Raw genomic sequence first — 22243 nt, 5'->3', positions numbered from 1 at the left:
CCCGCCGCCAGGCCTCGTGTCCCGCTATCGCGAACGGTCGACCTTGCGCCGTCCCCGACTGAGCATCATTCCGCCGATGATGAGAACAATCCCGCCGGCGTTCGCCCAGAATGATCCCGGGACCCCGCTGACATAATCAAACGCCACCCCCGTTACCATCTGCCCGCCGATGATCAGCAGAGCCGAATTGACGGCGCCGATCCGCGCAATCGCCCAACTGCCGGCCGCCACGAAGACAACGCCGATCGGACCGCCGAGATAGGCATACCAGGGCGCCGCGGCGGCGCCCGCGGGAAGCAGGCCCCCGACGAAGAACCCGAGGCAGGTGAGGACGGCAAATCCGACTGCGTGATTCCAAAAGGATGCGATCAGCGGCGTCGTCGAGATGCTCAACCGCCCATTGAGCTGACGGCTGAGACCGACGAGCACGCCGCCGAGGCAAGCAAGCAGAATGAAGAGCGTCACGCCGCACCTCGCCCGAACAATATGATGAGCGCCGCCCCCGCAACGACGAGGCCGAGCGCAGTGATGTCGCGTGCATCGGGATGCCGCTTGCGCATGCCGAACAGTCCCCAACTGTCCGCCGCGACGCTGAAGACGACCTGGCCTGCCAGGCCCAGAGCCAGGGTGCCGGAGAGCCCGAGCGGTGAGTTGACCGCGGTCGAGGTCAGCATAACCGTTGCCGCGCCGGAGATACCGCCGAAATAGGCCCATAGAGGCGCTCTCAACGTCTTTTCGGGCTTTGGCGCTCGTCGCCGGCGGATCAGCAGGAGAAGAATGACCGCGGCAACAATGCCTGTGCCATGAGCGGTCCAGGAAGAAAACAGCGGATTGCCGTAGCGTGCCAGCTCGCCATTGAGGTGCACCATGAACGTCAGGAGCCCACCCGTGGCGAAAGCACCGGCAAAGTAGATCGGATGCGGATTTCGTGCGGCTTCGATGGTCATTGGAGATTCCGTCAGCGAATCGATTGCTGCTGATGTTTTCAAATTGCCACTAAGGCCATTCATCGGCATCTTCAGCAAGACGTGGTGTCGTCATAGCCTGGCGGCACGGAGGACGCGATGCTGCTCAAAGGCGAACGGACATTCCTGGTGCGGGATGCTGGCGGTTTTGTCGCGCACATCAATATGCCGGGATGGTTGAAGCCGAAGCCGACGGACCATGGCCACGGCCCTCTCGCTATGATCGTCGAATCCATCCTGGTCCCTGGCCGGCTGATCGCGATGCACGAGCACAGAAACGACGAGATCGTCTCCTGGGTGCCTGACGGCGTGATGCGTCACCAGGATCGGGCCACAGGCTGGCTGCTGATCGACCGCCATCATCTGATGGTGATGAATGCCGGGAAAGGCTTCTGGCACTCGGAGGAGACGATGGTGACCGATCCGCCGCTGCGAATGCTGCAGATCCTCATTCGTCCGCGTGCGGCCGATCTGGCGCCGAAGATTCAATACGGCGCGATCCCCATGGTCGCGGCGAATGTCTGGCGACACCTGGTCGGCCCGGAAGGGGAAGGCACGCCGTTTTATGTCCGCAGCGCCGTCGACATCTTCGACATCCGGTTGGAAGCAGGCGCGCGGGCGGAATTCCCGCGGAAGCAGGGCTGGGATCTCTACTTCTATATCTTCCGTGGCTCAATCACCGTAGATGGTCAAACCTTCATGGAAGGCCAGCAGGGACTGCATCTGTCGGATGACCGGCTCGACCTTGAGGCCAAGGATCCAGCCACGCTGATCGCGTTTCTCCTCTATGCAAACGCACCGGTCGCCAAGCAGGGGACCGTCGGCGACCATAAAGACATACCGTCGGCCCTCGTCATCAGGGTGCTTCTGAAATGGAGGAAATTTCGGCAGATGTGGCGACGGTCTTCACTAGGCGCGCTTCTGCGGCAATAGTGATTACCGCAAGTCGCTTCCGCTTTCGGCAATTGTGCGGTAGCCTGTCCGTTCGTTCACATCCAGCGAAGATTTCGCTGACAGCCCAGAGATGCCGAGGACGGGCGAAATTAAGATCGTCCAGAGCTGCGGACAGTTTCCGTCAGCCTTGATCCGGCTAAAAATGCGATTGTGAACGGAACAAGCATGCCTGCAATTGGGTTTCGAACCTTAGCGTTTAAAAGGAGGAGCATCATGCCTACGGTTGCCGCGACGCCCATTACTCCGCCCGATCAGCACGTCGTCACCGCACGCGAAGCCATCGAGCCGCTGTATGAGAAGCTCGAACTGCAAACGGAATCGCTGGTTCTCTCTGCGGCGCTCGAAGCAGGATGGTCTCCGGACGAGGCAACGGAAGCGCTGGCGGCGCTCAGACTGCAGGACGCGCTGTCCATCCTCGACGAACGATCTGGCCAGTAGTTCGCGAAGAGTGACGACTCCGGCCATGGCGGGACAACTTCGTCGAAGACGCGACAACTTCGCTCCCGAGCCGGGCTACAACGTGCGCGTCCGCCCGAATGAGCGCAACAGCAGATTAAGAGAGACGGCAACCTTGTCGATGTCGCGAATGTCCCGCGAATATCGGCCGGTGTAGAGTTTTACAATCATGCTGTCGCGGGCAGAGCCGCTGAGTTCGAAATAAAGGTGCAGGTAATAGGCTTGCTTGTCGCCGCCGCGACTTACGCTTCTTCGCCGTTGAGTGACCTGACCGAGCTCGGCTTTGATTGGGGCGAAGCCGGAGAGTTTCAGCATCACCGATTTGGATTGCAACCGGGCCATGGTGGGGACTGCAACGACCGCCTTGTCCAGTGCCAGACTGACGACTTGACCGGGGACATCGTCGACGATAGCGGGTTCATCGAGCTTGAACGCATGGAACAGGCGCCGAGGTTTCTCAAAGCAGATGAGTGACGCGATGAGCAGGACGACGATATTGATCCCTGACCACCAGGCCGCGACCGGCGAAAACTGGCCTTGTACATGCGACGTTTCCGGTACGACGTTGACCAGCAGGCCAACCACGGTGATCGTGATCATGCTTGCGATCCAGGCGAAACTGTAGCGGTCGAACTGGTTCGCCTCGTTGCCACTGCCCTTCGGCGTCACCCTGAAAGGCTTGCCGAATGGTCTCACCAGGCTGGAGACCACGGTCGGCAACATGCGGAATGTCGCAAAGGTCCCGACAGCGCTGGAAACCACAGGCAGATAGCGCGTCGGCGTGATCCACAGCATGAGCAGAAAATAGGCCGCCAGCAGCGGCACCTGATGAGACACATACGCGGCTATATCAGTGAAATAGAGCGGGACCAGGCCAAACCAGAGATAGACGATGGGGACGAGCAATATCGCGAAGCGGACCAGATACTGCACCAGCCATGACGCGGGCAGGAACATGATCCGTTGAAAGAGCGTCAATCCCGGGCCGCGCAGCGGGCCATTGTACAGGTAAAGGGTTTGAATACCCCCCTGACACCAGCGTTCGCGCTGGACAAAATAACCGGTCAGGTTCTCGGCGGCCAGTCCCATCGATAGCCGCTCGTTCAGGTAGCGGGTCTTGTAGCCTTTGTTGAGCATCGAAAGAGTGGTCAGCAGGTCTTCTGTGATCGACTCCGTCGGAAAACCGCCTATTGCGTCGACGGCCTTGCGGCGGGCAATCGAGCATGACCCGCAGCAGAAACTGACGTCCCAGGCGTCTCGGCTGGGCGCGATCTCGTCGAAAAACAAGCGCTGCTCGTCCGGCCAGATATTCTCCAGGCCCAGGTTCGACTGGACCGGATCGACATTGAAGAAATGTTGGGGTGTCTGGACGATGCCGATGCTTTCATCGGAAAAGAACGGCAGCGTCCGGCGAAGGAAATGTCGATAGGGAACAAAATCGGCGTCGAAGATCGCAATGAATTCGCCCGAGCTGACCTTCAGCCCATTGTTCATATTGCCGGCCTTGGCATGGCTGTTGTCGCCGCGCGTGACGTGGATGACGTTCTTCTCCTCGCAATAGGTCTTCAGCCAATCCCGGCGTTGATCGTCGAGCACATACACCGTCAATTTGTCGGCAGGATAATCCAGCGCGCGGGCGCCGATGATGGTTCGCTCGAGCACGTCGAGCGGCTCGTTATAGGTCGGGATGAAAACGTCGACAGTAGGCAGCTCACGCTTGTCGCGCGCGAAGAAAACACGACCCAGCCTGTCCGCTTCCGCGCTCCGGTCGACATAGCGGCTCATCAATACCAGAAAAAGGATAACTTCGACGCACGCCAGAATCTCGACGAAGAAGAGGATCCAGACCCAGTAGAAATTCGCACCGTCGCTGGGATAGGGAAGCACCGTCTCGGTCAAGCGCCAGTACATGTATCGCAATGCGAATGCTGCGACAAACGCGCAGGTCACCGCTCGTGTCCAGGTGTGATGCCGCGACCAATTGAACGGCCCGAGGAAAAAGAAGGCCGAAACGAGAAAGGTCGGAACCAGCGCTAGAAGATACTGAACCACAGGCTTTTTACCCAGTTGGACACGTCGATGCCGTGTTTGGAAAACCGTACCTGTACTGTCCGCCCCACCTGGCAGGAGTTCGCAAAGTCATCATTCATGAAGGATGGATCGAGGCGAACCCGAATGCGGGCATTGCGCTGTGTCGACGGCGGCAAGCTGGCAGCAAAGGAATCGGCCTCAACCGAAGCCGAACTGCCTCTGACGGAGATGACCGTACCATTGAAGACATCGCTGCGGCCGAACAAGCGCACCTGAGCGACAAGTCCGGGATAGATTTCGTCATAGTTGACCTCGGGAACAAGAATATCCACAAACAGCTCCCGACAGTCGAGAAGGCGCATCAGCTCGTCGTTCAGCACGACGTTGGAACCGTTGACGATACTTCTGGTCCAAACGACGCCGTCGAACGGCGCTATTGCCGTTGCGGATTCAAGGCTGCTAACGCGGCTTGCCTCTTTGACGAGCTGTTTTTGAACTTCTGTCGCTCGTGTCTCATTCTCCGCTATGCGCGAATTCAAGTCGTTGATGCGAACGACAACCTCGTCCTCGCGCTGCCGCGAATAAGGCACGTCATTCTGCCCGTCGCCGAAAACAAAGATACCCTGGCGGACCGCATTGAGCCTTTGTTCCAGTTGATCGACAGTCAGATTGCTGATTTCGACCTCGCCGCCGGTCGCAGCTCCGGCGGCTCGCGCGACTTCGACCAGCTTCTGCGTAAGAATACCTTTTGACTCGAGCTCCATCCGGCGGTTCAGGTCGACCTGTGCGACAAGATCCTGGGCCTGCGACACTTCGACCTTTTTCCGCAGGATTTCGACTTCGCGTTCGAGATTGGCAATAGTTGTCTGCCTGTAGACTTCCAATCTTGCAGACAATTCCTCGCGAAGGGCGGAGAGCTCCTCCCGTTCCTTTTTAAGTGCCGCGACGCGGTCGAGCGCCGTGTTCCGATCTGCCTCGAGCGAAGCAAGAATTGCGCGATTAACGCGTGTATTTCTGATTTCTGCGAGGGATTGTCCCGCTTTGACCGGGCTGCCGACCTTGAGGGGTTCTTCCGCAATCGTGCCGTCGATTGGGGCATTGACGACAGCAAACCGGGCATTGACCGTGCCATCAAGGCTGGTAAAGCCGGTAATCGTCGGCAATGAGACGACGGTCACCAGTGCCAGCAGCAACAGGCCGACGACGATGCGTGTGATGCGATGGTTCCAGATCATGTTGGCATCCGAAGGTATCGCTCTGCAGCCATCCGTCGCTCTCGCGCTGACACCGATGGATGCAACTCATTCTTGCATACTTTAGCGCATCGAAATTTATAGACAAGTGATGGTCGTAAACCTGCGACAGAAACAGTTCGGCTCTGAACGAAATGCCACCGACGCAGGCGTGGCGCCGGCCTGTGGTCAAGCCCGGCGCGGCGACTGAAGAGGGGGGTAATGGGTAGAACGTAGGGATAGGGGATGATGGAAATTACCGCGCCCGGTGAGGCCGCCATCTCATTGAGACAGAAATAGCGGAGCGGTTTGGCTTTTCACGAAAGCGCAGAACCGCTCCAACTTTATTATCTACGCAGTTCCCGGCAAAAGCGCTTCGCACTTTACTGAGGAAACCGCTTCTCACCTTGCCCGGAACGGCTCTAATGCGGCCGAAGTTCTTTGGTCGCGATCAGCATGACGAGATCTTCCGAGGCATCGGCGAGCGTCAAAGCCAATTCCGCGGCCGACCATCCACGTTTCTGCAAACTGACGAGCATTTCCACCATTGCGACTTCGACTTCTCGTCTGCAGGTCGAAATTGGCTTCAATTGGATAACGTTCTCATCACATGCGGTAGTCATCTTAGCCTCCTCTGCCACATGAAGGGCAGCGTCAAAGAAATTCGACAGTGGTTGGATATGATAGGGGTTGCGTACAGACCTCGAGCCATTACGCATCGACATGTATGGCCTCGGCTGCGCGCAACCCCTCGCGCGCCGTTATTTGCCGATGTCGGCCTCAGGAGCGCCTCGTATCAGTCTGAACGACTGGCGACACAATTTTCCTGGCTCACCTTTGGATTGATTCCTGTTGAGAGCCATTGCTTGCGCAAGGCGAGCACAACTACTTCTCCGATAGTTCACGGCCTATCCTCCCATGTTGGCGTGTTTTGTTTTGAACAAGTGTCGTTTTGCGTTGTCGGGGCTATCGCACCGGCAGCTAAGTATTTGGAATTTCCGAACTTCCTTCGGAATTAACCATTGCTTATTTAGATATATGAACGGGATGCGCTTGTCGTTATCGCAGCATCCAGAAAATTATCGGTCCGTCCATTTCTGCTCGCAGAGGAATATGATAAGTAGCTTATGCACGTAGAGCTTTAGCCAATTCGAATCTCGGATGGCTGTTGTTTGCTTCAGTTTCAACAGCCCGGATCTGCTAATGCGCTGGAGGAATTGGATGGTTGCGGAGTCTGGAGATGACCCGGCTGCGGGACGGGAATGGCCGGCGCACCTGGAGCGGCGGCGCTGGCCGCGCGAACCTTCTTCCCAGAAAGAACATCGGGTGGACGTGCCACCGGCCTTGGTGCCCTTGCGATTTTCGACGCACGAACTGCCACAGAAAGAACAGTTCCAGGCCTGGCGATCACATGTGGCGCCCCTTATGGATGTACATCTGCCGGATGGAAAATCAGAGGGCGATGGTTTCCTCGCGGAACAGACCGGTTGGCACCTCGGCGATATCCTCATCGTTCAGCAGCGCGCGCAGGCGTGCAGCTATATTCGCGATCAGGCGATGCTGCGATCGAGCCCAATTGATCACTGGAACGTCGGCATACTGCGCAGCGGCCGGGCCTGGACCGAAGCCGATCGGCATGTCACGGAAACCGGCCCGGGTGAGATATTTTTCAGGTCTCTTGGTTATCCGTACCGCGGGCGGATGACCGATTCAGTTGCTGTGCTCGTCTTCCTGCCCTATGAACTGTTGACCGGTGATGCGACTCTTCTGCAGAGCGCCAACAACACCGCCTTCTCCGGTAGCCTGGCTGAATTGCTGGTCAGCTATATTAACGGCCTGGAAACGAACCTGAGCAGCTTGACGGTGGAGGAGGTGCCGCGGATCATACGGACGATCGGCGATATGGTCGTTGCATGCGCTGCATCCTCCACAAGTTCGGACCGCGGCCAGGAACAGACCAATATGGGGCTGATGGAGCGGGCGCATCGCTATATTCACCTCAATCTTCATTCAGATAGCTTGACGCCTGAGGTCATGTGCCGAGCGCTGGGAATCTCGCGGACCCGGCTCTACCGATTGTTCGAAACGAGCGGGGGCGTCTTCACTTACATTCGCAAACGTCGCTTGCTGCAGGCCTATGCGGATCTTACCAATCCGACCGACAACAGGCCGATCTCGGAGATTGCCGAGGCCGCCGGCTTCGACGTTGCAGCCAATTTCACGCGCGCGTTCAGCCATGAATTCGGGCTCAGCCCGCGTGAAGTCCGAAAGACCATAGCCACTGAGCGCCCGGCAATCCCCGCAACCCGTGCCATGCGAGTTGGGACAACGATCGGCGATTGGCTGACGTTCGCACGTTGATGTCGGAAAGTACCAAAAGCCATTGCTATTAATGGATATTTTCAAAGAATTAGGCAGCGACGTTTACTTGGCACCCTCGAGTTCCATAAGATCGATTACGCCAGATTCGATTGTAGCCGGGGTGGGTTCAAAGTTGAAGTGTCCTGTTTCTGAGTGTCGCCAGATGATTTTGGACTTCGGTCAAGCACTCTTGGACTGTGCACCAATAATTTTGGATCATGACTCTCCTGCCCGAATGCCTGACCGCTCCGCCTGTCAGGCGATGCCGGAACGAACCGGCAGCGGATCGAACATCCGCTGCCCAAGATAATTCAACGAGTGGTCTGCTTATTTTGCCGGAGCTTTGTAGGCAGATGCGATTTTGCCCGCCTTTTCTTGAGCGGCCTTGAATTCCGCACCTGTGTACGCTCGCACGGTTTTGATATTCGATACTGCTCCCGAAGCGCCGACGACAAGAAGCGCGGGGATCAGGTCAACACCGTCGGGGAATTCTGCGATTACCATCCAGTCGGTTTCGCCGGTCGTGACGTAGAAAGAATGCTGCTTCCCGCCTGCTGCTTCCATGATGGCACGGGCCGCCGCTTCCCGGTCCGACGGATCGGCGATCATTCCCTTTGTTGCCGCGGCTGAATAGCACCCTGTGATTATGAACAGTGGCATAGGACATCCTCCTCAACAATCGGGCAGATCGGGCGATCTGCCGCATATTCAGTATCTCACATCCAGGCGTTGACCGCGATTAGGTAAACCGGAGTAAACCCCGGCGTAGGGCGCCCTGTCGCGCATGGTTGCATGTGCTTGATCTGTAACGTCGTTTCCTATCGCACCTCGAACTCCGGATCTGAGGGAACCTGCATGGCGAGAGCGAGATGATTTGTCTGCGCGGCAAGTCCGATGATCGTCAGGAGTTCGCCATGTTGGGCATCGGTCATGCCGCGGGCTCGGGCAGCTGCGGTGTGGGATTGAATGCAATACTGGCAGGCATTGGCCGTCGACACGGCGATGTAGATCATCTCCCGTGTCAACGGATCAATCGCGCCTTCGACCGTCATGACCGATTTGAGCGTCTCCCATACCCGCTTGAGATTTGCCGGATCGTTTGCAAGAGCACGCCAGAAATTGTTGATGAAATCGGTCTTGCGTGTCGCCCTAATGTCATCGAATACGGCTTGCACGGCTGGAATGGCTGCGGCCTCTTGGTCTGACAGGAGTTTGACTGTTGCCATCGATTTTCCTTTCGGGTTTGCCGATACACCGCCTCGGGCACGATGTTTGCTCCGCGAGCCCATGTTGCCGGCGGAAGATACGAAGAAATGCCAGCGGCCGCCAGCCTCCCTCCCGGCGAGGAAATCGAAGACGGCTGTTTCAGGAAAACAGGCAAAATTAGAAATTATTGTCTACAGATTTTATAGATTATACGGTTCCATAGACCTGTCGACTTTCAGCGATGAGATTTCGAACACCCGAAGAATCCTTTTGCGGGTGCAGGTGACCTGCCGACTCTTCCAACATCAACAGGAGATTTTCATGAGCAATCCGGTTCTCGTCGATCAGATCATACCCGAGTCCGATGTCGTGCCGCTGACCGGCCGCGTCGGCGCCGAAATCAAAGGTGTTCGTCTTGGCGGAGATCTTTCGGACGCAACGGTGGCAGCCATCAACCAGCTTCTGCTCAAACACAAGGTGATCTTCTTCCGCGATCAGGGACATCTTGACGATTCCGAACAGGAAGCCTTTGCACGCCGGCTCGGCGATCTCGTGCCGCATCCAACCCAGGGGCCCGTCGCCGGCACGGCGTCCATCCTCAATCTCGATTCCAGCCGCGGCGGCGGCAGGGCGGACCAGTGGCATACCGACGTCACCTTCGTCGACGCCTATCCCAAATTCTCCGTCCTGCGCGGTGTCGTCATCCCGGCAGCCGGCGGCGACACGATCTGGTCCAACACCCATGCCGCCTATGAAAGCCTGCCGGCGCCGCTCAAACTGCTGGCGGACAGTTTGTGGGCCATTCACAGCAATGCCTACGACTATGCCGCCGTTCGCCCTCGCGCCACCGCCGAAGAGAAGAAGCATTTCGAGGAAGTTTTCACCTCGACGATCTACGAAACCGAGCATCCGGTCGTGCGTGTCCATCCGGAAACCGGCGAAAGATCGCTGCTGCTCGGCAACTTCGTTCAGCGCCTTGTCGGCCTGTCGAAGAGCGACTCCGTAAAACTCTACGAGGTGTTCCAGTCCTACGTCACCGCCCCGGAAAATACCGTGCGCTGGCGCTGGAGAGCCGGGGATGTGGCGATCTGGGACAATCGCACCACCCAGCACTATGCCGTCAACGACTATGGCGACCAGCACCGCGTCGTGCGCCGCGCCACGGTCGATGGCGATGTTCCCGTCAGCATCGACGGCCGCCGCAGCATAACGCATGTCAAGGCTGCCAAGCCGCAAGCAAGGGCGGCGTGACCGCGCACATATGAGTGTTGCCCGGCCCATGAAGCGACCAGAGCTTCATCGGCCGGTCTTCGCAAGTGCAAATGAGCCGCATGCCTTACGAGAAGGAAAGCTTCTCACTTGGCCGCGTCAGCGTTTCCGGGCGCAGGACCGCATCGAGATGCTCCTTCTGCATCAGGCCGCGTTCGAGAAGGATTTCATAGACTCCCCGCCCCGAATGATGTGCTTCCAGCGCGACCTCCGTGGCATTGCGATAGCCGATATAGGGGTTCAACGCCGTCACGATGCCGATCGACTGCTCGACTGTCTGGCGCAGCCGGTCACGGTTGGCGGTGATGCCTTGAATGCAGTTGGACTGGAGCGTCAGGCAGGCATTGGTCAGGTGGCTGAGACTGCGGTAGAGGCTGTAGAAGATCACCGGCTCGAAAGCATTCAACTGGAGCTGGCCCGCCTCGGCCGCCATGGTGATCGTCACGTCATTGCCGATGACCTCGAAAGCCACTTGGTTGACGACTTCCGGGATGACCGGGTTGACCTTGCCCGGCATGATCGACGAACCCGCCTGGCGCGCCGGCAGGTTGATCTCGTTCAGCCCGGCGCGCGGCCCCGAAGACAGAAGCCGCAGGTCGTTGCATGTTTTGGACAGCTTGACCGCGACGCGCTTGAGGACGCCTGACAGCTGCACGAACGATCCGCAATCCTGCGTCGCCTCCACCAGATCCGGCGACGTCACCAGATCGACGCCGACGATCTCAGACAGGCGCTCGCGCACAAGCGCTGCATATTGCGGGTGGGCCGTGATGCCGGTGCCGATGGCCGTGGCGCCAAGATTGATCTCGCGGATCAGCGAGACGGCTTCTAAGAGGCGCGCCTCGTCCTCTGCCAGCATCAGCGCGTAGGTTCCGAATTCCTGCCCCAGCGTCATCGGCACGGCGTCCTGCAACTGGGTGCGGCCCATCTTGAGGACGTCGGCAAACTCGATCGCCTTGGCCTCGAACGCTCGCCGCAGGACCGCCATGGCGTCGACCAGTCGGTGAACGCCGATCCACGCAGCGAGCTTCAGGGCCGTAGGATAGACGTCGTTGGTGGATTGCGACAGATTGACATGTTCGTTCGGGTGCAGGTGCTGATAATCCCCTCGCCCATATCCCATGATTTCAAGCGCCCGGTTGGCAATCACCTCGTTGGCGTTCATGTTGGTCGAGGTGCCGGCGCCGCCCTGGATCAGATCGACAACGAAGTGGTCGTGCAGTGCACCGTCGCGGATCTCGATACAGGCCGCAATAATGGCGTCGGCGCGTTCCCGGTCCAGAAGGCCAAGGCTTGCATTGGCCTGGGCCGCCGCCTGCTTGATCGCAGCGAGCGACGCAATCAGGTCCGCCGATTCCCGCAGGGTCTGACCGGTGATCGGAAAATTCTCGACCGCACGCAGCGTATGCACGCCGTAATAGGCCGAGGCCGGCACCTCGCGATCGCCGATCAGGTCATGCTCGACGCGGATTTTCGCAATATCGGAGATAGTCATGGCTGGACTTTCGAAAGCGGCGCTGCGGACCTGAAATGCGGCGGCAGGCCGGAGAGATGATCGGTTAAGGCGCGGCAGAATTGCCGCGTCCGGAAGCGTCATTGTATCAAAGCTGCAGGACTGGACTACTCCCCCTCCGGCTCCGGTATGCGCAGCCTGAACGGAAAGGACACGCCACCGGTCAAAACACCCATGGTGTTCACCCGCATGGGACGATGGAACGTTGCAAGCTCATGGCGGAGTTCAGGCGAACCGATGCCGAGCTGATCGAGGATTTCCGTCACAACCGCGTAGAGGATTTCGATGTTGCCATCCTCGACCTTGACCGAAATGGCGAGCGCCCCATCCGCCCCCAATTGCCTGGTGTCATCCGAGGCGCGCACACCGATTGCATAGCTGGCATCGGCGCCGAGCTTGCCGATCAGCGCGCCGTTGAACGCGCGCATCAACACTGTGCAGTAACGCCCCTCGCCCGCGACCATTTCGGGGTGGCGCGCCATCGCCCGGAAAATGCGAGCGAGTGCTGCGTCTCGCCTCGACAAACCCTCCTGCCCCTCGCCCCGATCTGCTGCCGAAGCAAGCTTAGCGTAGAGGCGCGCCAGGCGATCCAACGGAAAAGCGGGCGTCGGCAGATTGCATCCGTCGATCCCCCATTCGACGTCCTGCGGATCAAGATCGCATAGTTCAGCGACTGTACGCTTCACGAGCACCTGCATCGGATGATCCGGCAGGTGATAGTCTTCGACGCCCGCGCCGATGGCCCGGGCGCCTGCAATCATTCCAACGTGTTTTCCCGAACAGTTGCTGCAGACCGCCGTCGGCGTATAGTCCTGCCTGATCCAGGCGCGATTCACGGTTTCGGACAAGGAAGGATGGCCGCCGCAGCGAAGATCGGCCTCTTCTGCCCGGACCTTCGCCAGCATGGTCCGCGTGTGCGCGATATGCAGCTCTTCGCTGCTGTGCGAAGCGCACATCAGCGCGAGATCCGCATCATCGAAGCCGTAACGCTCGATCCCACTCGTCTCCAGGATGGCGAGCGCCTGGGCCGGCTTGGCGGCAGACCGGGCAAGCGTCAGGCGCGTCGGGTTTCCCAGCGCATAAAGCAGCCGGCCTTCTGCATCGACGACCGCCGCATGGACGCGATGGCGGTTCTCGACGATGCCGCCACGGTCGGTGACGACGAAATCCTCACTCGGGATCATTTCTCTCTCCATTGAAGCGGCCCCGGCGGCATTTGGCGCCGGGGCAAGCCTTGCTGTCGCGCCGGTCAGGCCAGATCGAAACCGCCGCGATCGTCGCCTTGTTCTGCCGCGATCATGTGGATGCGCTCCCGCATCAGAAGCCAGCCGACCACCAGCGCCGGAATGATCAGCAGCAGCGACGCGACCGTGTAGGTGCCGACCGGATAATCCAGCGCCATCAGAATCACGACGACCGCAAGGAAGCCGAGCGTCAGCACGCCGGTATAGGGCGCGCCGAACATCCGGAATTCGGGCCGCGCCAGCTTGCCCTGACGCGACAGGTGCCACAGCTTAAGCTGGCACAGAACAATCACGCCCCATGCCGCGATGATGCCGAGCGCGGCGACATTCAGTCCGATCTCGAACGCTTCTGCCGGAACGACGGCGTTCAGCACGACGCCGAAGGCGGTCACGACAGCCGTCACCGCAATGCCGCCGTAGGGCACGCCGGATCTGTTCATCTTCGCCAGCGTGGCCGGCGCCGAGCCCGAAATCGCCATGGAATGCAGGATGCGGCCGGTCGAATAAAGGCCGGCATTGAGCGACGACAGGACCGCGGTCAGCACGACGAGGTTCATGACGACGTCGGCGCCTTCAACGCCGATCTTGCCGAAGAAGGTGACGAACGGGCTCTCGCCGCCCTTATAGGCGGTATAGGGCAGCAGCAGCGACAGCAGCAGAACCGAGCCCACATAAAAGACCACCAGGCGCAGCACGACCGTTCGGATCGCGCGCGGCATGACCTTGCGCGCGTTTTCGGTTTCGCCCGCGGCGGTGCCGATCAGCTCGATCGAGGCATAGGCGAAAACCACGCCCTGGATCACCACAAGCGCGGGCAGGATTCCGTTCGGGAACATGCCGCCGAAGTCGACAATCGTATTGAGGCCCGGAGCGTGGCCGTCGATCGGCGTGCCGGTCACAACGAAGTAGACACCGACGAGCAGGAAGACGACCAAAGCGAGAACCTTGACGAGGCTGAACCAGAATTCCAGTTCGCCGAACACCTTCACCGACAGAAGGTTCATGGCGAGAACGAGAACCAGCGCCGCCAACGCAAAGACCCACTGATCGATCATGGCGATCCATGGGACGTAGGCCTTGAAGAAATTCATGTAGAGAGCCACGGCGGTGACATCGGCGACCGCCGTCATCGCCCAGGTCAGCCAGTAGAGCCAGCCGACCGCAAAGGCGAGCTTTTCACCGTAGAATTCACGGGCATAGGAAACGAACGAACCGGAGGTCGGGCGGTGCACGATCAGTTCGCCGAGAGCCCGGAGAACAAGGAACGCGAAAAAGCCGCACAAGGCATAGACCAGCACAAGCGCCGGACCGGCAGCGGCAAGCCGCCCGCCCGCGCCCAGAAACAGACCGGTGCCGATCGCTCCGCCGATGGCGATCATCTGGATCTGCCGCGGCTTCAGTGCCTTTTTGTAACCGAGATCCTCCTCCGCGAAAATCTGGCCATCGGCCTCGGTTCTGGTGGATTCCATCACTGTCATTTCTCCTCCCTGGGTTCGGCAACCTCCCGGCCGCCCCTCCGCGCAGTCGCGTCAAAGATGTCAATCTGCCATGCGGTCTGACAGGTTTGAAATAGATGAAGAGACGCCGCTCGGTCAAGGGTCTTTCGTGCGATGTTGTGCATATATGGACGCCGGTTCGTCACAGGCAGCTGGATGCCGGGTTGATCCGATACCCCATTTCGCGATATGGAAGAACTCGTTGTTCACCGACCTTGTGACCGGGGAGTATGACCAAAGGTGCGTTTGAAAGCGTGTCCGAAAGCGCTCTGAGAGAGATAGCCGACTTCACTTGCGATGCGCGCGATATCAGCCTCGGGCTCGCTCAGCCATTGCCTCGCCAAAAGCATTCTCCAATCCGTGAGATACTCTAGCGGCGGCTTGCCCACGCGGCGCGCGAAACGGGCCGAGAACGCCGATCGAGACATGCCAACCCTCGCCGCCAAGCTCGCAACAGTCCACGGGCGCTTTGTTTCACCGTGGATAACACGGAGCGCTTCTCCAATGTGACGATCCGCCAGCGCACCGATCCAGCCGATGCAGGCGTCGCCCTGCTCGGCGACATAGGCACGGATCGCCTCCACGAACAAAACCTCCGCCAGCCTTGTCGTGACCAGAGAACCGCCAATGCGGTCCCGTCCGACTTCGCCATCGAGAAGCTCCAATGTCCGGGACACTGCCGTAGCCGCGCCTGACGCGCCTCCGATGCGCAGGAAACGCGGAAGCGCGTCGAGAACGAAGTTGGCCTCGGCACTTGCGAACGTGATGCTGCCGCCGATCAGGACCGTCTCGTCGCCACCAAGACGGACGATGTCGCGGCCGGATTGCGCGTACAAGGCCGCACCATCGATCGGTGTCAGGTCCGGGTTGCTTGCCACCCCATAGGCTCCGCCGCCGATCAGGAACACGTCGCCTTCGGTCAACTGCTGCGGGGGGTGGTCAGGCAAGAGAATCCAACATTTCCCGCGCAGGACGGCCACGAGCTTCAATCTTTCCTTTTCCGCGAAAGACAGGCTCCAGTCGCCACTGGCTTCCAAACGAGTTCTACCGCCGCTGCGCGCACCGAGAGTGGTGAGCACATCAGAAAGCGGATCTGAATGATTCATGGACGATCGCGACATATTCATGGCCTTCCGAGCATAGATCATCCAAGTGAGGTCGACTACCTTTAATTCGAAAAGGAGACCAAGCCATGACTATCGAAAACAAAGTTGTCGTCATTACCGGCGCGGGCAGCGGAATGGGTCGCGCCACCGCCCTCCACTTGGCCGAACGGGGCGCTCGTGTCGTGTTGGGCGGACGAAGGGAAGATCGGATCGCGTCTGTGGCCGCGGATATCAAGGCCATTGGCGGCGGTTGCGCATATCGGAGCACGGATGTCACCAAGCGAGAGGACCTCACCGCGCTCGTCAACTTGGCTTGCAGCGAATTTGGCCGGCTCGACGTCGTCGTGAACAACGCCGGCATTGGCCCGCTGTCGCGTTTCGACGCCCTGCAGGTAGATGAATGGGACGAGACGATCGACATCAACGTGAAGGGGGTCCTTTATGGGATCGCCGCGGCGCTGCCGGTGTTCGGCAAGCAGCAGAGCGGCCATGTCATCACTGTCGTTTCGACCGCAGGGCTCCGAATCCTGCCGAAGATGGGCGTCTACGCTGCCAGTAAGAATGCGGTACGCACGATCATGGAAGCGTTACGGCAGGAGTCCGGACCGAATATCCGGGTGACGGAGATCTCACCGGGGGCGATCCAAACGGAATTCCTGACGACAGTGGGGGACGAGGCCGAACAGGCGCGCCTTAGAGCATGGTCGGACAGAATTGCAATTCCTGCCGATTCCATTGCGCGCGCAATCGCCTTCGCCATCGACCAGCCGGCTGACGTCGAAATCGGAAGCATCGTGGTTCGGCCAACCGCACAGGACTAACCGTCGGGATTCCGCGGTGATCTCTCGACAGACAGGATCTAGCGCGTCTCGCTGCCGATGAGCCGGCTGACGGCCATCTCCACCTTTTTAAGATGGATGTCCATCGCGGTCCGGGCGTCGACCTCCGCGCCTGCGCGGATGGCTTCGACGATGGCGCGATGCTCGTCGTTCGATTCCTGCCGCCGCGGCCCGAGGACCGTCAGCAGACCGGATTGCTGCGCCATGGCCTCCCGAACCTCGTCGACAATATCGCGGAAGACGGCGTTCTTCGACGCCGCCGCGATCAGCCCATGAAAATCCGAGTCCAGCCGCACCCAGGCCTCGGTATTTTCCTCATGCTCCATCTCGTCGCAAAGGCCGAGCAAGCGGGACAGCTCGTCATCGCTTCGACGCAGCGCCGCCCAGCCGGCGGCCGATACTTCGACGTAGGGACGGGCCTCCATCAGATCACGCGCCGAATAAGTGCCGTAACTGATATCGCCGTCGCCGGCAGCCGCTAGCACATATGTGCCGCTGCCCGTTCGTGTCTCCGTCAGCCCCAGAATCTGCAGCGAGCGCAGTGCTTCACGCACGATCGGGCGGCTGACGCCATATTTTGCCGCCAGCTTCGCTTCTGACGGCAGCTTCGAGCCGGCAGCAAAACGGCTTGACAGGATGAGGCTGCGCAATTCCTCGAACACAAGTTCCGAAGCGCTTTTGCGACTAAGGGTCGCTGGATTGGACAGCCAGTTTTCTAGATCGTTCATCGCCTTGCATCCGATCGGCCGCGCGGGATATCCGGGCGCAAATTGGAAATTACACCTTCAACGCTGCGCGTCTGTCATCGGCAACCCAATGATGGACCGCTTGACCTCCAGCAGGTGCTCCGCCATGGCCGCACGCGCATCCTGCTCGCTGCCCGCGGCAATTGCCTCCAGAATTCGGCGGTGCTCCGCATTGGACGCTTTGCGCCGTCCACGAACATGCTCGACCAGTTCGGATTGCGTCGAGAGCGCGCCGCGAACATCGGCGACGACTTTCCGGAAGATCGCATTGCCTGAAGCCTCCGCGATTTCTCCATGAAAGGTCGCGTCCATCCGCACCCATTTCTGGACATCCTCCTCCTTGTCCATCCGGTCGCACAAGGATGTCAGCCGGACCAGCTGCTCGCCCGAACGGCGCAATGCCGCCCAACCGGCAGCCGGAATTTCGATGCAGGGGCGCGCCTCCATCAGATCGCGGGCGGAATAGGCACCGCCGCCAAGTTGTCGTGCGGGGCTTTCCGAAACGACGAAGGTGCCGCGGCCGGTCCTGGTCTGCGTGAAGCCCAGCGTCTGCAGGGAGCGAAGCGCTTCACGCACGATCGCCCGGCTGATGCCGTAGCGTTCGGCCAGTTGCACCTCCGAGGGAAGACGGCTTCCGAGCGGCAGTTTCTGATCCACAATGGCCGTGCGGATATCTTCGAAGACCGCTTCGGCAGCGTTTCTTCGGTTGATTTCGTTCTTCTCCGACAGCCATGAATCCATATCCCGCATCGAAGGACGATGCGTGTTAACCGGAGAGCTGTCAAGCAACCGGACAGGTGCGGGCATGCCTCGTGTGCGGCCTATGCGAAGCCGCTTACCAGAGCTTCATATGCCGATTGACATCTTTGTAGAGCAGATAGCGGAAGCGGCCGGGACCGCCGGCGTAGCAGGCCTGCGGGCAGAAGGCGCGCAGCCACATGAAATCGCCGGCTTCGACCTCGACCCAATCCTGGTTCAGACGATAAACCGCCTTGCCCTCCAGCACATAGAGGCCGTGCTCCATGACGTGCGTTTCCATGAAGGGGATCACCGCACCCGGCTCCAGCGTCACGATATTGACGTGCATGTCGTAGCGCACATCGGCCGGATCGATGAAGCGGGTCGTGCCCCAGCGGCCGTCGGTGTCGGGCATGGCCTGGATCGGATGGTCATCCTCATGCGTAAAAATTGCCGGCGGCGGCTCCAGCCCCTCGACTTCCTGGAACGCCTTGCGGACCCAATGGAAGATGGCAGCAGCCGAACCGTTGTTTTTCAGGCGCCAGGCCGAGCCGGCCGGAAGATAGGCGAAGGAACCGGCACGCAGCGCATGGCTGACGCCCTCGAGCTCAACCGTCATGCCGCCTTCGACGACGAAGAGCACCGCTTCGGCTCGTTTGTCGGGCTCCGGCCGGTCGCTTCCGCCGCCCGGCTGAACTTCCATCACATATTGCGAGAAGGTTTCGGAGAAACCGGAAAGCGGCCGTGAGAGCACCCATGCCCGCGTTCCCGTCCAATGCGGAAGGAGGCTCGTGACAATATCGCTCATGACGCCGCGGGGGATGACCGCGTAAGCCGTGGTGAAAACGGCCTTACCGGAAAGCAGTTGGGTCTGCGGCGGCAGGCCGCCGAGCGTCGAAAAATACTCTGTCTTGTTCATCGGTGCGGCTTTCCAAGCATTTGTCTCCGCATCTGCTTTATGCGCCGCTGATCCGTTAGGCAACTCCCAGCCCGGACGAGCGCTCGGCCATGACCAGATGGCCCGGCCCGACCTCGCGATAGGAGGCTATCGGAGGGGCATAGTCGACCGGGCGCATCGGGCTCTTGATCTCGTCGTTCGCCGCCATCCGCTTCTCGTGGCGGCGGTCGGGATCTGGCACCGGCACGGCGGCGATAAGCTTCTTGGTATAGGGATGCTGCGGATTTTCGAAGACGGCGGCGCGCGGGCCGATCTCGACGATCTCGCCGAGATACATCACCGCCACGCGGTGGCTGACCCGCTCGACCACCGCCATGTCATGCGAGATGAACAGGAAGGCGAGGTTGAGACTCTGCTGCAGATCCAGCATCAGGTTGATGACCTGCGCCTTGATCGAGACGTCGAGCGCCGAGACGCTTTCGTCCGCTACGATCACCTTCGGCTGCAAGGCAAGCGCGCGGGCGATGCAGATGCGCTGGCGTTGGCCACCGGAAAATTCATGTGGGTAGCGCGCCGCCATATCCGCGGACAGGCCAACCTTCACCAGCAGGTCGGCGACGACCTCCCTTGCCTGTTTCGCATTGCCCATCCGGTGTTCGAGATAGGGTTCGGCGATCGCAGCCCCCACCGTCATGCGCGGATTGAGGCTGGCGAAGGGATCCTGGAAGATCATCTGCACGGATTTGCGCATCTCGCGCAGATCCTTCTTGTCGAGCCCGAGCACCTCCTTGCCCTCGACGAGCACCGAGCCGGCCTGCGGCTCGATCAGGCGCATGATGGCGCGCCCCGTCGTCGATTTGCCGCAGCCGGACTCGCCGACGAGCGACAGCGTCTCGCCGGCATTGAGATCGAAAGAGACGTTTTCGACCGCATGCACGCGGCTGGTCAGCCGGCCGAAAAGGCCGGAATGGATCTCGAAGCGCTTGGTGAGGTTCTTCACCTGCAGGACGGGCTTCGCCGCGACCGTATCGGCAGCCTCGGCGGGAACGTCCGATTGCCCCGTCGCCGTGTTGACCACGGGAAAGCGCAGCGGCCGCTGCCGGCCCCGCATCGAGCCGAGCACCGGCACGGCCGATAGCAGCGCCCGCGTATAGGGGTGTTTGCCACGGTGAAAAATATCGGCGGTAGGCCCGCTTTCGACCTGTTCGCCGCGATACATCACGACCGTCCGATCGGCGATCTCGGCGACGACGCCCATGTCGTGGGTGATGAAGAGCACGGAGGTCCCCTCCTCTTCCTGCAGCAGCTTGATGAGGTCGAGGATCTGGCCCTGGATCGTCACGTCGAGTGCGGTCGTCGGCTCGTCGGCGATCAGGAGCTTCGGCCGGCTGGCGAGCGCCATGGCGATCATCACCCGCTGGCGCATGCCGCCGGAAAAACGATGCGGATATTCGTCGAAGCGCGAGGCGGCCGAGGGGATACGGACCTTTTCCAGCAGCCTGATCGTCTCCGCCCTGGCATCGGCTTTACTCATATCGGAATGGCAGAGCAGCGCTTCGGAGATCTGATCGCCGATGGTGAAGAGCGGATTGAGCGAGGTCATCGGCTCCTGGAAGATCATCGCCACCTCATTGCCGCGCACCTGCCGCATCGCATGTTCCGGCAGGGCCAGCAGGTCGCGGCCGTTGAGCATGACGCGGCCCTCGATGCGGCTCGTCTCCGCCTGCAGCAGCCGCATGATCGACAGCGAGGTGACGCTCTTGCCCGAGCCGGATTCGCCGACGATCGCCACAGTTTCACCGGGCGCGACGGTGAAGGAGACGTCGCGCACGACCGGTTTCCAGGCGCCGTCGACCAGGAAGGACGTAGTCAGCCGGTCGACGGAAAGAACGGGGCTCAATGTCTCGATCGGCTGGGCTTGGGCGTTGGCCATATCGGCTCCTCTTGTGGCGGATGAGAACGGTCGATCAATCCGGCCAGCACAGCAACCCGTCGAAGCGGTGCCGGCTGCGGTTTTCGATCGGTGTGGCGATGACTTCGTTGGAGGCGCGCGCCTTGTCGAGTTCCTCAGCGAGGCGGTTTGCGACGATGACCTCCTGGCCCGGGTGCAAGTTGCAGGGGTCGAGATAGAAATAGCGGTGCTCCACCTCATGATCGCGCACGATGATCGGCGGACTGCCCTTGGCGAGCGCATCGGCCAGATCCCAGGCGGTGATATGCGCCTCTTCTGGATCGACGATGAGCCGCAGCCGATCGAGCGGATTGTTGGTCGGGTCGGGCTCGATCAGCGGGGTGACGCCGGGACGGCCGTCGAGCGTCTTCTTCCACAGATTGAGATAACCGGTCTCGCGCTCGCGGATGCCGGCATGATCGCGCCTTTCCCACGCCTCCAGCGCCGCCATGACCCCGAAGATACTTTCCTTGCCGACCTTCATGCCGCGGCCGATCCCCATATTCTGCAGGAAGGCGTGCCGCACCAATTCCTTGCTGCCGGCGACGATGCCCGAGGTCGGGCCGCCGAGAAACTTGTGGCCGGAATAGAGCGCGATATCGGCCCCCTGCTCCAGGAAGGTCCTGAGGTCATATTCCGAGGCCGCATCGACGATGACGGGGACGCCCTTGGCATGGGCGATCTCGATGAATTCCTTGAGGTTCAGCAGGCCATAATCGACGACATGGTGGGAAACGACATAGACGGCAGCAGCCGTCTTGTCGGTGATCGCCCTTTCCATGTGGAAACGATGCGTCGAGGTCGCCTGTCCCACAAGCACCACCGTGCCGCCGGCAAGCCGGATCGCCTGGTCGACCGGCGCGCCGTAGCTGACCACATGGCCCATCTGCACCAGCACCTCGTTCCTCTCCGGGACGGCGTCCGGGAGTTTCTCGATCGCCAACAGATTGTCGCCGGTGATTGCGCCGGCGACGGCAAGCGAAATGCCGGCCGAGCAGGAGGCGGTGACGAAACCAGCCTCCCCGCCGGTCAGCCGGGCGATGACGCTGCTTGCCTTGCGCTGCAAGTCGTTGATTTCCACGAAGTGCGGCAGGATCGCTGCCATCGCCTCGATCGCCTCCGGAACGACGATCGAGGCGCCGAGGCTGGTCATCGTGCCGGACACATTGATGACGGGACGAAGGCCGAGCGAAGGTCTGATATCATCGGGCATGAAGATCTCCGAAAGTCTGGGAGGA

The 22243-nt window shown here is 60.3% G+C and carries 21 protein-coding genes; 5 read left to right on the top strand and 16 right to left on the bottom strand.

All coding sequences use genetic code 11. From position 1 onward, the window contains the following. Window positions 1-24 precede the first annotated feature (24 nt). Together NMA58_RS29030 and NMA58_RS29025 are read right to left on the bottom strand one after the other, a co-directional pair. Window positions 25-465, bottom strand: coding sequence for a DMT family transporter (locus NMA58_RS29030; protein WP_221156524.1), 441 nt, complete (start codon window positions 463-465; stop codon window positions 25-27). Next, window positions 462-947, bottom strand: a complete 486-nt coding sequence (locus NMA58_RS29025; protein WP_434714560.1) for a DMT family transporter — start codon at window positions 945-947, stop codon at window positions 462-464. The genes NMA58_RS29030 and NMA58_RS29025 overlap by 4 nt, the downstream gene beginning before the upstream one ends. A gap of 117 nt (window positions 948-1064) precedes the next feature. Between NMA58_RS29025 and NMA58_RS29020 the strand changes: the two genes are divergently transcribed. Together NMA58_RS29020 and NMA58_RS29015 are read left to right on the top strand one after the other, a co-directional pair. Beyond that, window positions 1065-1898, top strand: coding sequence for a pirin family protein (locus NMA58_RS29020; protein ID WP_221156520.1), 834 nt, complete (start codon window positions 1065-1067; stop codon window positions 1896-1898). A 234-nt stretch (window positions 1899-2132) separates the two neighbouring features. Beyond that, a complete protein-coding gene (locus tag NMA58_RS29015) occupies window positions 2133-2357 on the top strand; it encodes a hypothetical protein (protein WP_064695708.1) in 225 nt (74 codons plus the stop codon). A gap of 75 nt (window positions 2358-2432) precedes the next feature. Here NMA58_RS29015 and NMA58_RS29010 read toward each other — a convergent pair whose 3' ends face one another. The 3 genes from NMA58_RS29010 to NMA58_RS29000 form a co-directional block, all read right to left on the bottom strand. Further along, window positions 2433-4427 (bottom strand): glycosyltransferase, encoded by a 1995-nt coding sequence (locus NMA58_RS29010; protein WP_434714558.1) that lies wholly within the window; start codon window positions 4425-4427, stop codon window positions 2433-2435. Beyond that, window positions 4409-5641, bottom strand: a complete 1233-nt coding sequence (locus NMA58_RS29005; RefSeq protein WP_221156517.1) for an HlyD family secretion protein — start codon at window positions 5639-5641, stop codon at window positions 4409-4411. The genes NMA58_RS29010 and NMA58_RS29005 overlap by 19 nt, the downstream gene beginning before the upstream one ends. A 419-nt stretch (window positions 5642-6060) precedes the next feature. Beyond that, window positions 6061-6261, bottom strand: coding sequence for a hypothetical protein (locus tag NMA58_RS29000; RefSeq protein ID WP_221156573.1), 201 nt, complete (start codon window positions 6259-6261; stop codon window positions 6061-6063). 598 nt (window positions 6262-6859) lie between these two features. Here NMA58_RS29000 and NMA58_RS28995 point away from each other — a divergent pair. Next, the gene (locus NMA58_RS28995) at window positions 6860-7999 is read left to right on the top strand and encodes a helix-turn-helix domain-containing protein (RefSeq protein WP_430958906.1); all 1140 of its coding nucleotides are present in this window, start codon (window positions 6860-6862) and stop codon (window positions 7997-7999) included. 327 nt (window positions 8000-8326) lie between these two features. Here NMA58_RS28995 and NMA58_RS28990 read toward each other — a convergent pair whose 3' ends face one another. Both NMA58_RS28990 and NMA58_RS28985 read right to left on the bottom strand, forming a co-directional pair. Beyond that, window positions 8327-8659, bottom strand: a complete 333-nt coding sequence (locus NMA58_RS28990; RefSeq protein ID WP_097600749.1) for a GYD domain-containing protein — start codon at window positions 8657-8659, stop codon at window positions 8327-8329. Window positions 8660-8817: 158 nt separating this feature from the next. Continuing rightward, window positions 8818-9225 carry a carboxymuconolactone decarboxylase family protein gene (locus tag NMA58_RS28985; RefSeq protein WP_088674573.1) on the bottom strand — a complete coding sequence of 136 codons (408 nt, stop codon included), beginning with the start codon at window positions 9223-9225 and terminating at the stop codon, window positions 8818-8820. Between the two features lie 301 nt (window positions 9226-9526). Here NMA58_RS28985 and NMA58_RS28980 point away from each other — a divergent pair, with 301 nt between their 5' ends. Further along, window positions 9527-10456, top strand: a complete 930-nt coding sequence (locus tag NMA58_RS28980) for a TauD/TfdA dioxygenase family protein (RefSeq protein ID WP_434714556.1) — start codon at window positions 9527-9529, stop codon at window positions 10454-10456. A gap of 85 nt (window positions 10457-10541) precedes the next feature. On the opposite strand, the gene aspA is transcribed toward NMA58_RS28980, so the two are convergent. From aspA to NMA58_RS28960, 4 genes are all read right to left on the bottom strand, one after another. Then, window positions 10542-11969 carry an aspartate ammonia-lyase gene (gene aspA, locus NMA58_RS28975; protein WP_434714554.1) on the bottom strand — a complete coding sequence of 476 codons (1428 nt, stop codon included), beginning with the start codon at window positions 11967-11969 and terminating at the stop codon, window positions 10542-10544. A 125-nt stretch (window positions 11970-12094) separates the two neighbouring features. Beyond that, window positions 12095-13171: an asparaginase gene (locus NMA58_RS28970; RefSeq protein ID WP_434714553.1), complete on the bottom strand. Its 1077-nt coding sequence runs from the start codon at window positions 13169-13171 to the stop codon at window positions 12095-12097. A 65-nt stretch (window positions 13172-13236) separates the two neighbouring features. Next, window positions 13237-14709: an amino acid permease gene (locus NMA58_RS28965; RefSeq protein ID WP_183701070.1), complete on the bottom strand. Its 1473-nt coding sequence runs from the start codon at window positions 14707-14709 to the stop codon at window positions 13237-13239. Window positions 14710-14933: 224 nt separating this feature from the next. Then, window positions 14934-15854 carry an AraC family transcriptional regulator gene (locus NMA58_RS28960; protein ID WP_434714552.1) on the bottom strand — a complete coding sequence of 307 codons (921 nt, stop codon included), beginning with the start codon at window positions 15852-15854 and terminating at the stop codon, window positions 14934-14936. Between the two features lie 65 nt (window positions 15855-15919). Between NMA58_RS28960 and NMA58_RS28955 the strand changes: the two genes are divergently transcribed. Beyond that, window positions 15920-16654: an SDR family oxidoreductase gene (locus NMA58_RS28955; protein ID WP_430958900.1), complete on the top strand. Its 735-nt coding sequence runs from the start codon at window positions 15920-15922 to the stop codon at window positions 16652-16654. 38 nt (window positions 16655-16692) lie between these two features. Here NMA58_RS28955 and NMA58_RS28950 read toward each other — a convergent pair whose 3' ends face one another. The 5 genes from NMA58_RS28950 to NMA58_RS28930 all read right to left on the bottom strand — a co-directional run bounded on the left by NMA58_RS28950 (window position 16693) and on the right by NMA58_RS28930 (window position 22218). Beyond that, window positions 16693-17400, bottom strand: coding sequence for a FadR/GntR family transcriptional regulator (locus NMA58_RS28950; protein ID WP_434714551.1), 708 nt, complete (start codon window positions 17398-17400; stop codon window positions 16693-16695). A gap of 57 nt (window positions 17401-17457) precedes the next feature. Beyond that, window positions 17458-18168 (bottom strand): FadR/GntR family transcriptional regulator, encoded by a 711-nt coding sequence (locus NMA58_RS28945; protein WP_434714549.1) that lies wholly within the window; start codon window positions 18166-18168, stop codon window positions 17458-17460. Between the two features lie 85 nt (window positions 18169-18253). Continuing rightward, the gene (locus tag NMA58_RS28940) at window positions 18254-19075 is read right to left on the bottom strand and encodes a bifunctional allantoicase/(S)-ureidoglycine aminohydrolase (RefSeq protein WP_430958897.1); all 822 of its coding nucleotides are present in this window, start codon (window positions 19073-19075) and stop codon (window positions 18254-18256) included. A gap of 55 nt (window positions 19076-19130) precedes the next feature. Beyond that, window positions 19131-20987: an ABC transporter ATP-binding protein gene (locus NMA58_RS28935; RefSeq protein WP_434714548.1), complete on the bottom strand. Its 1857-nt coding sequence runs from the start codon at window positions 20985-20987 to the stop codon at window positions 19131-19133. A gap of 34 nt (window positions 20988-21021) precedes the next feature. Beyond that, window positions 21022-22218 carry an aminotransferase class V-fold PLP-dependent enzyme gene (locus NMA58_RS28930; protein ID WP_434714547.1) on the bottom strand — a complete coding sequence of 399 codons (1197 nt, stop codon included), beginning with the start codon at window positions 22216-22218 and terminating at the stop codon, window positions 21022-21024. Window positions 22219-22243 lie beyond the last annotated feature (25 nt).

Source organism: Rhizobium sp. YTUHZ045 (assembly GCF_051124255.1).
Classification (GTDB): Bacteria; Pseudomonadota; Alphaproteobacteria; order Rhizobiales; family Rhizobiaceae; genus Rhizobium.
Note: the sequence above shows the minus strand (reverse complement) of the source record. Positions and strands in the feature narration are given on the sequence as shown.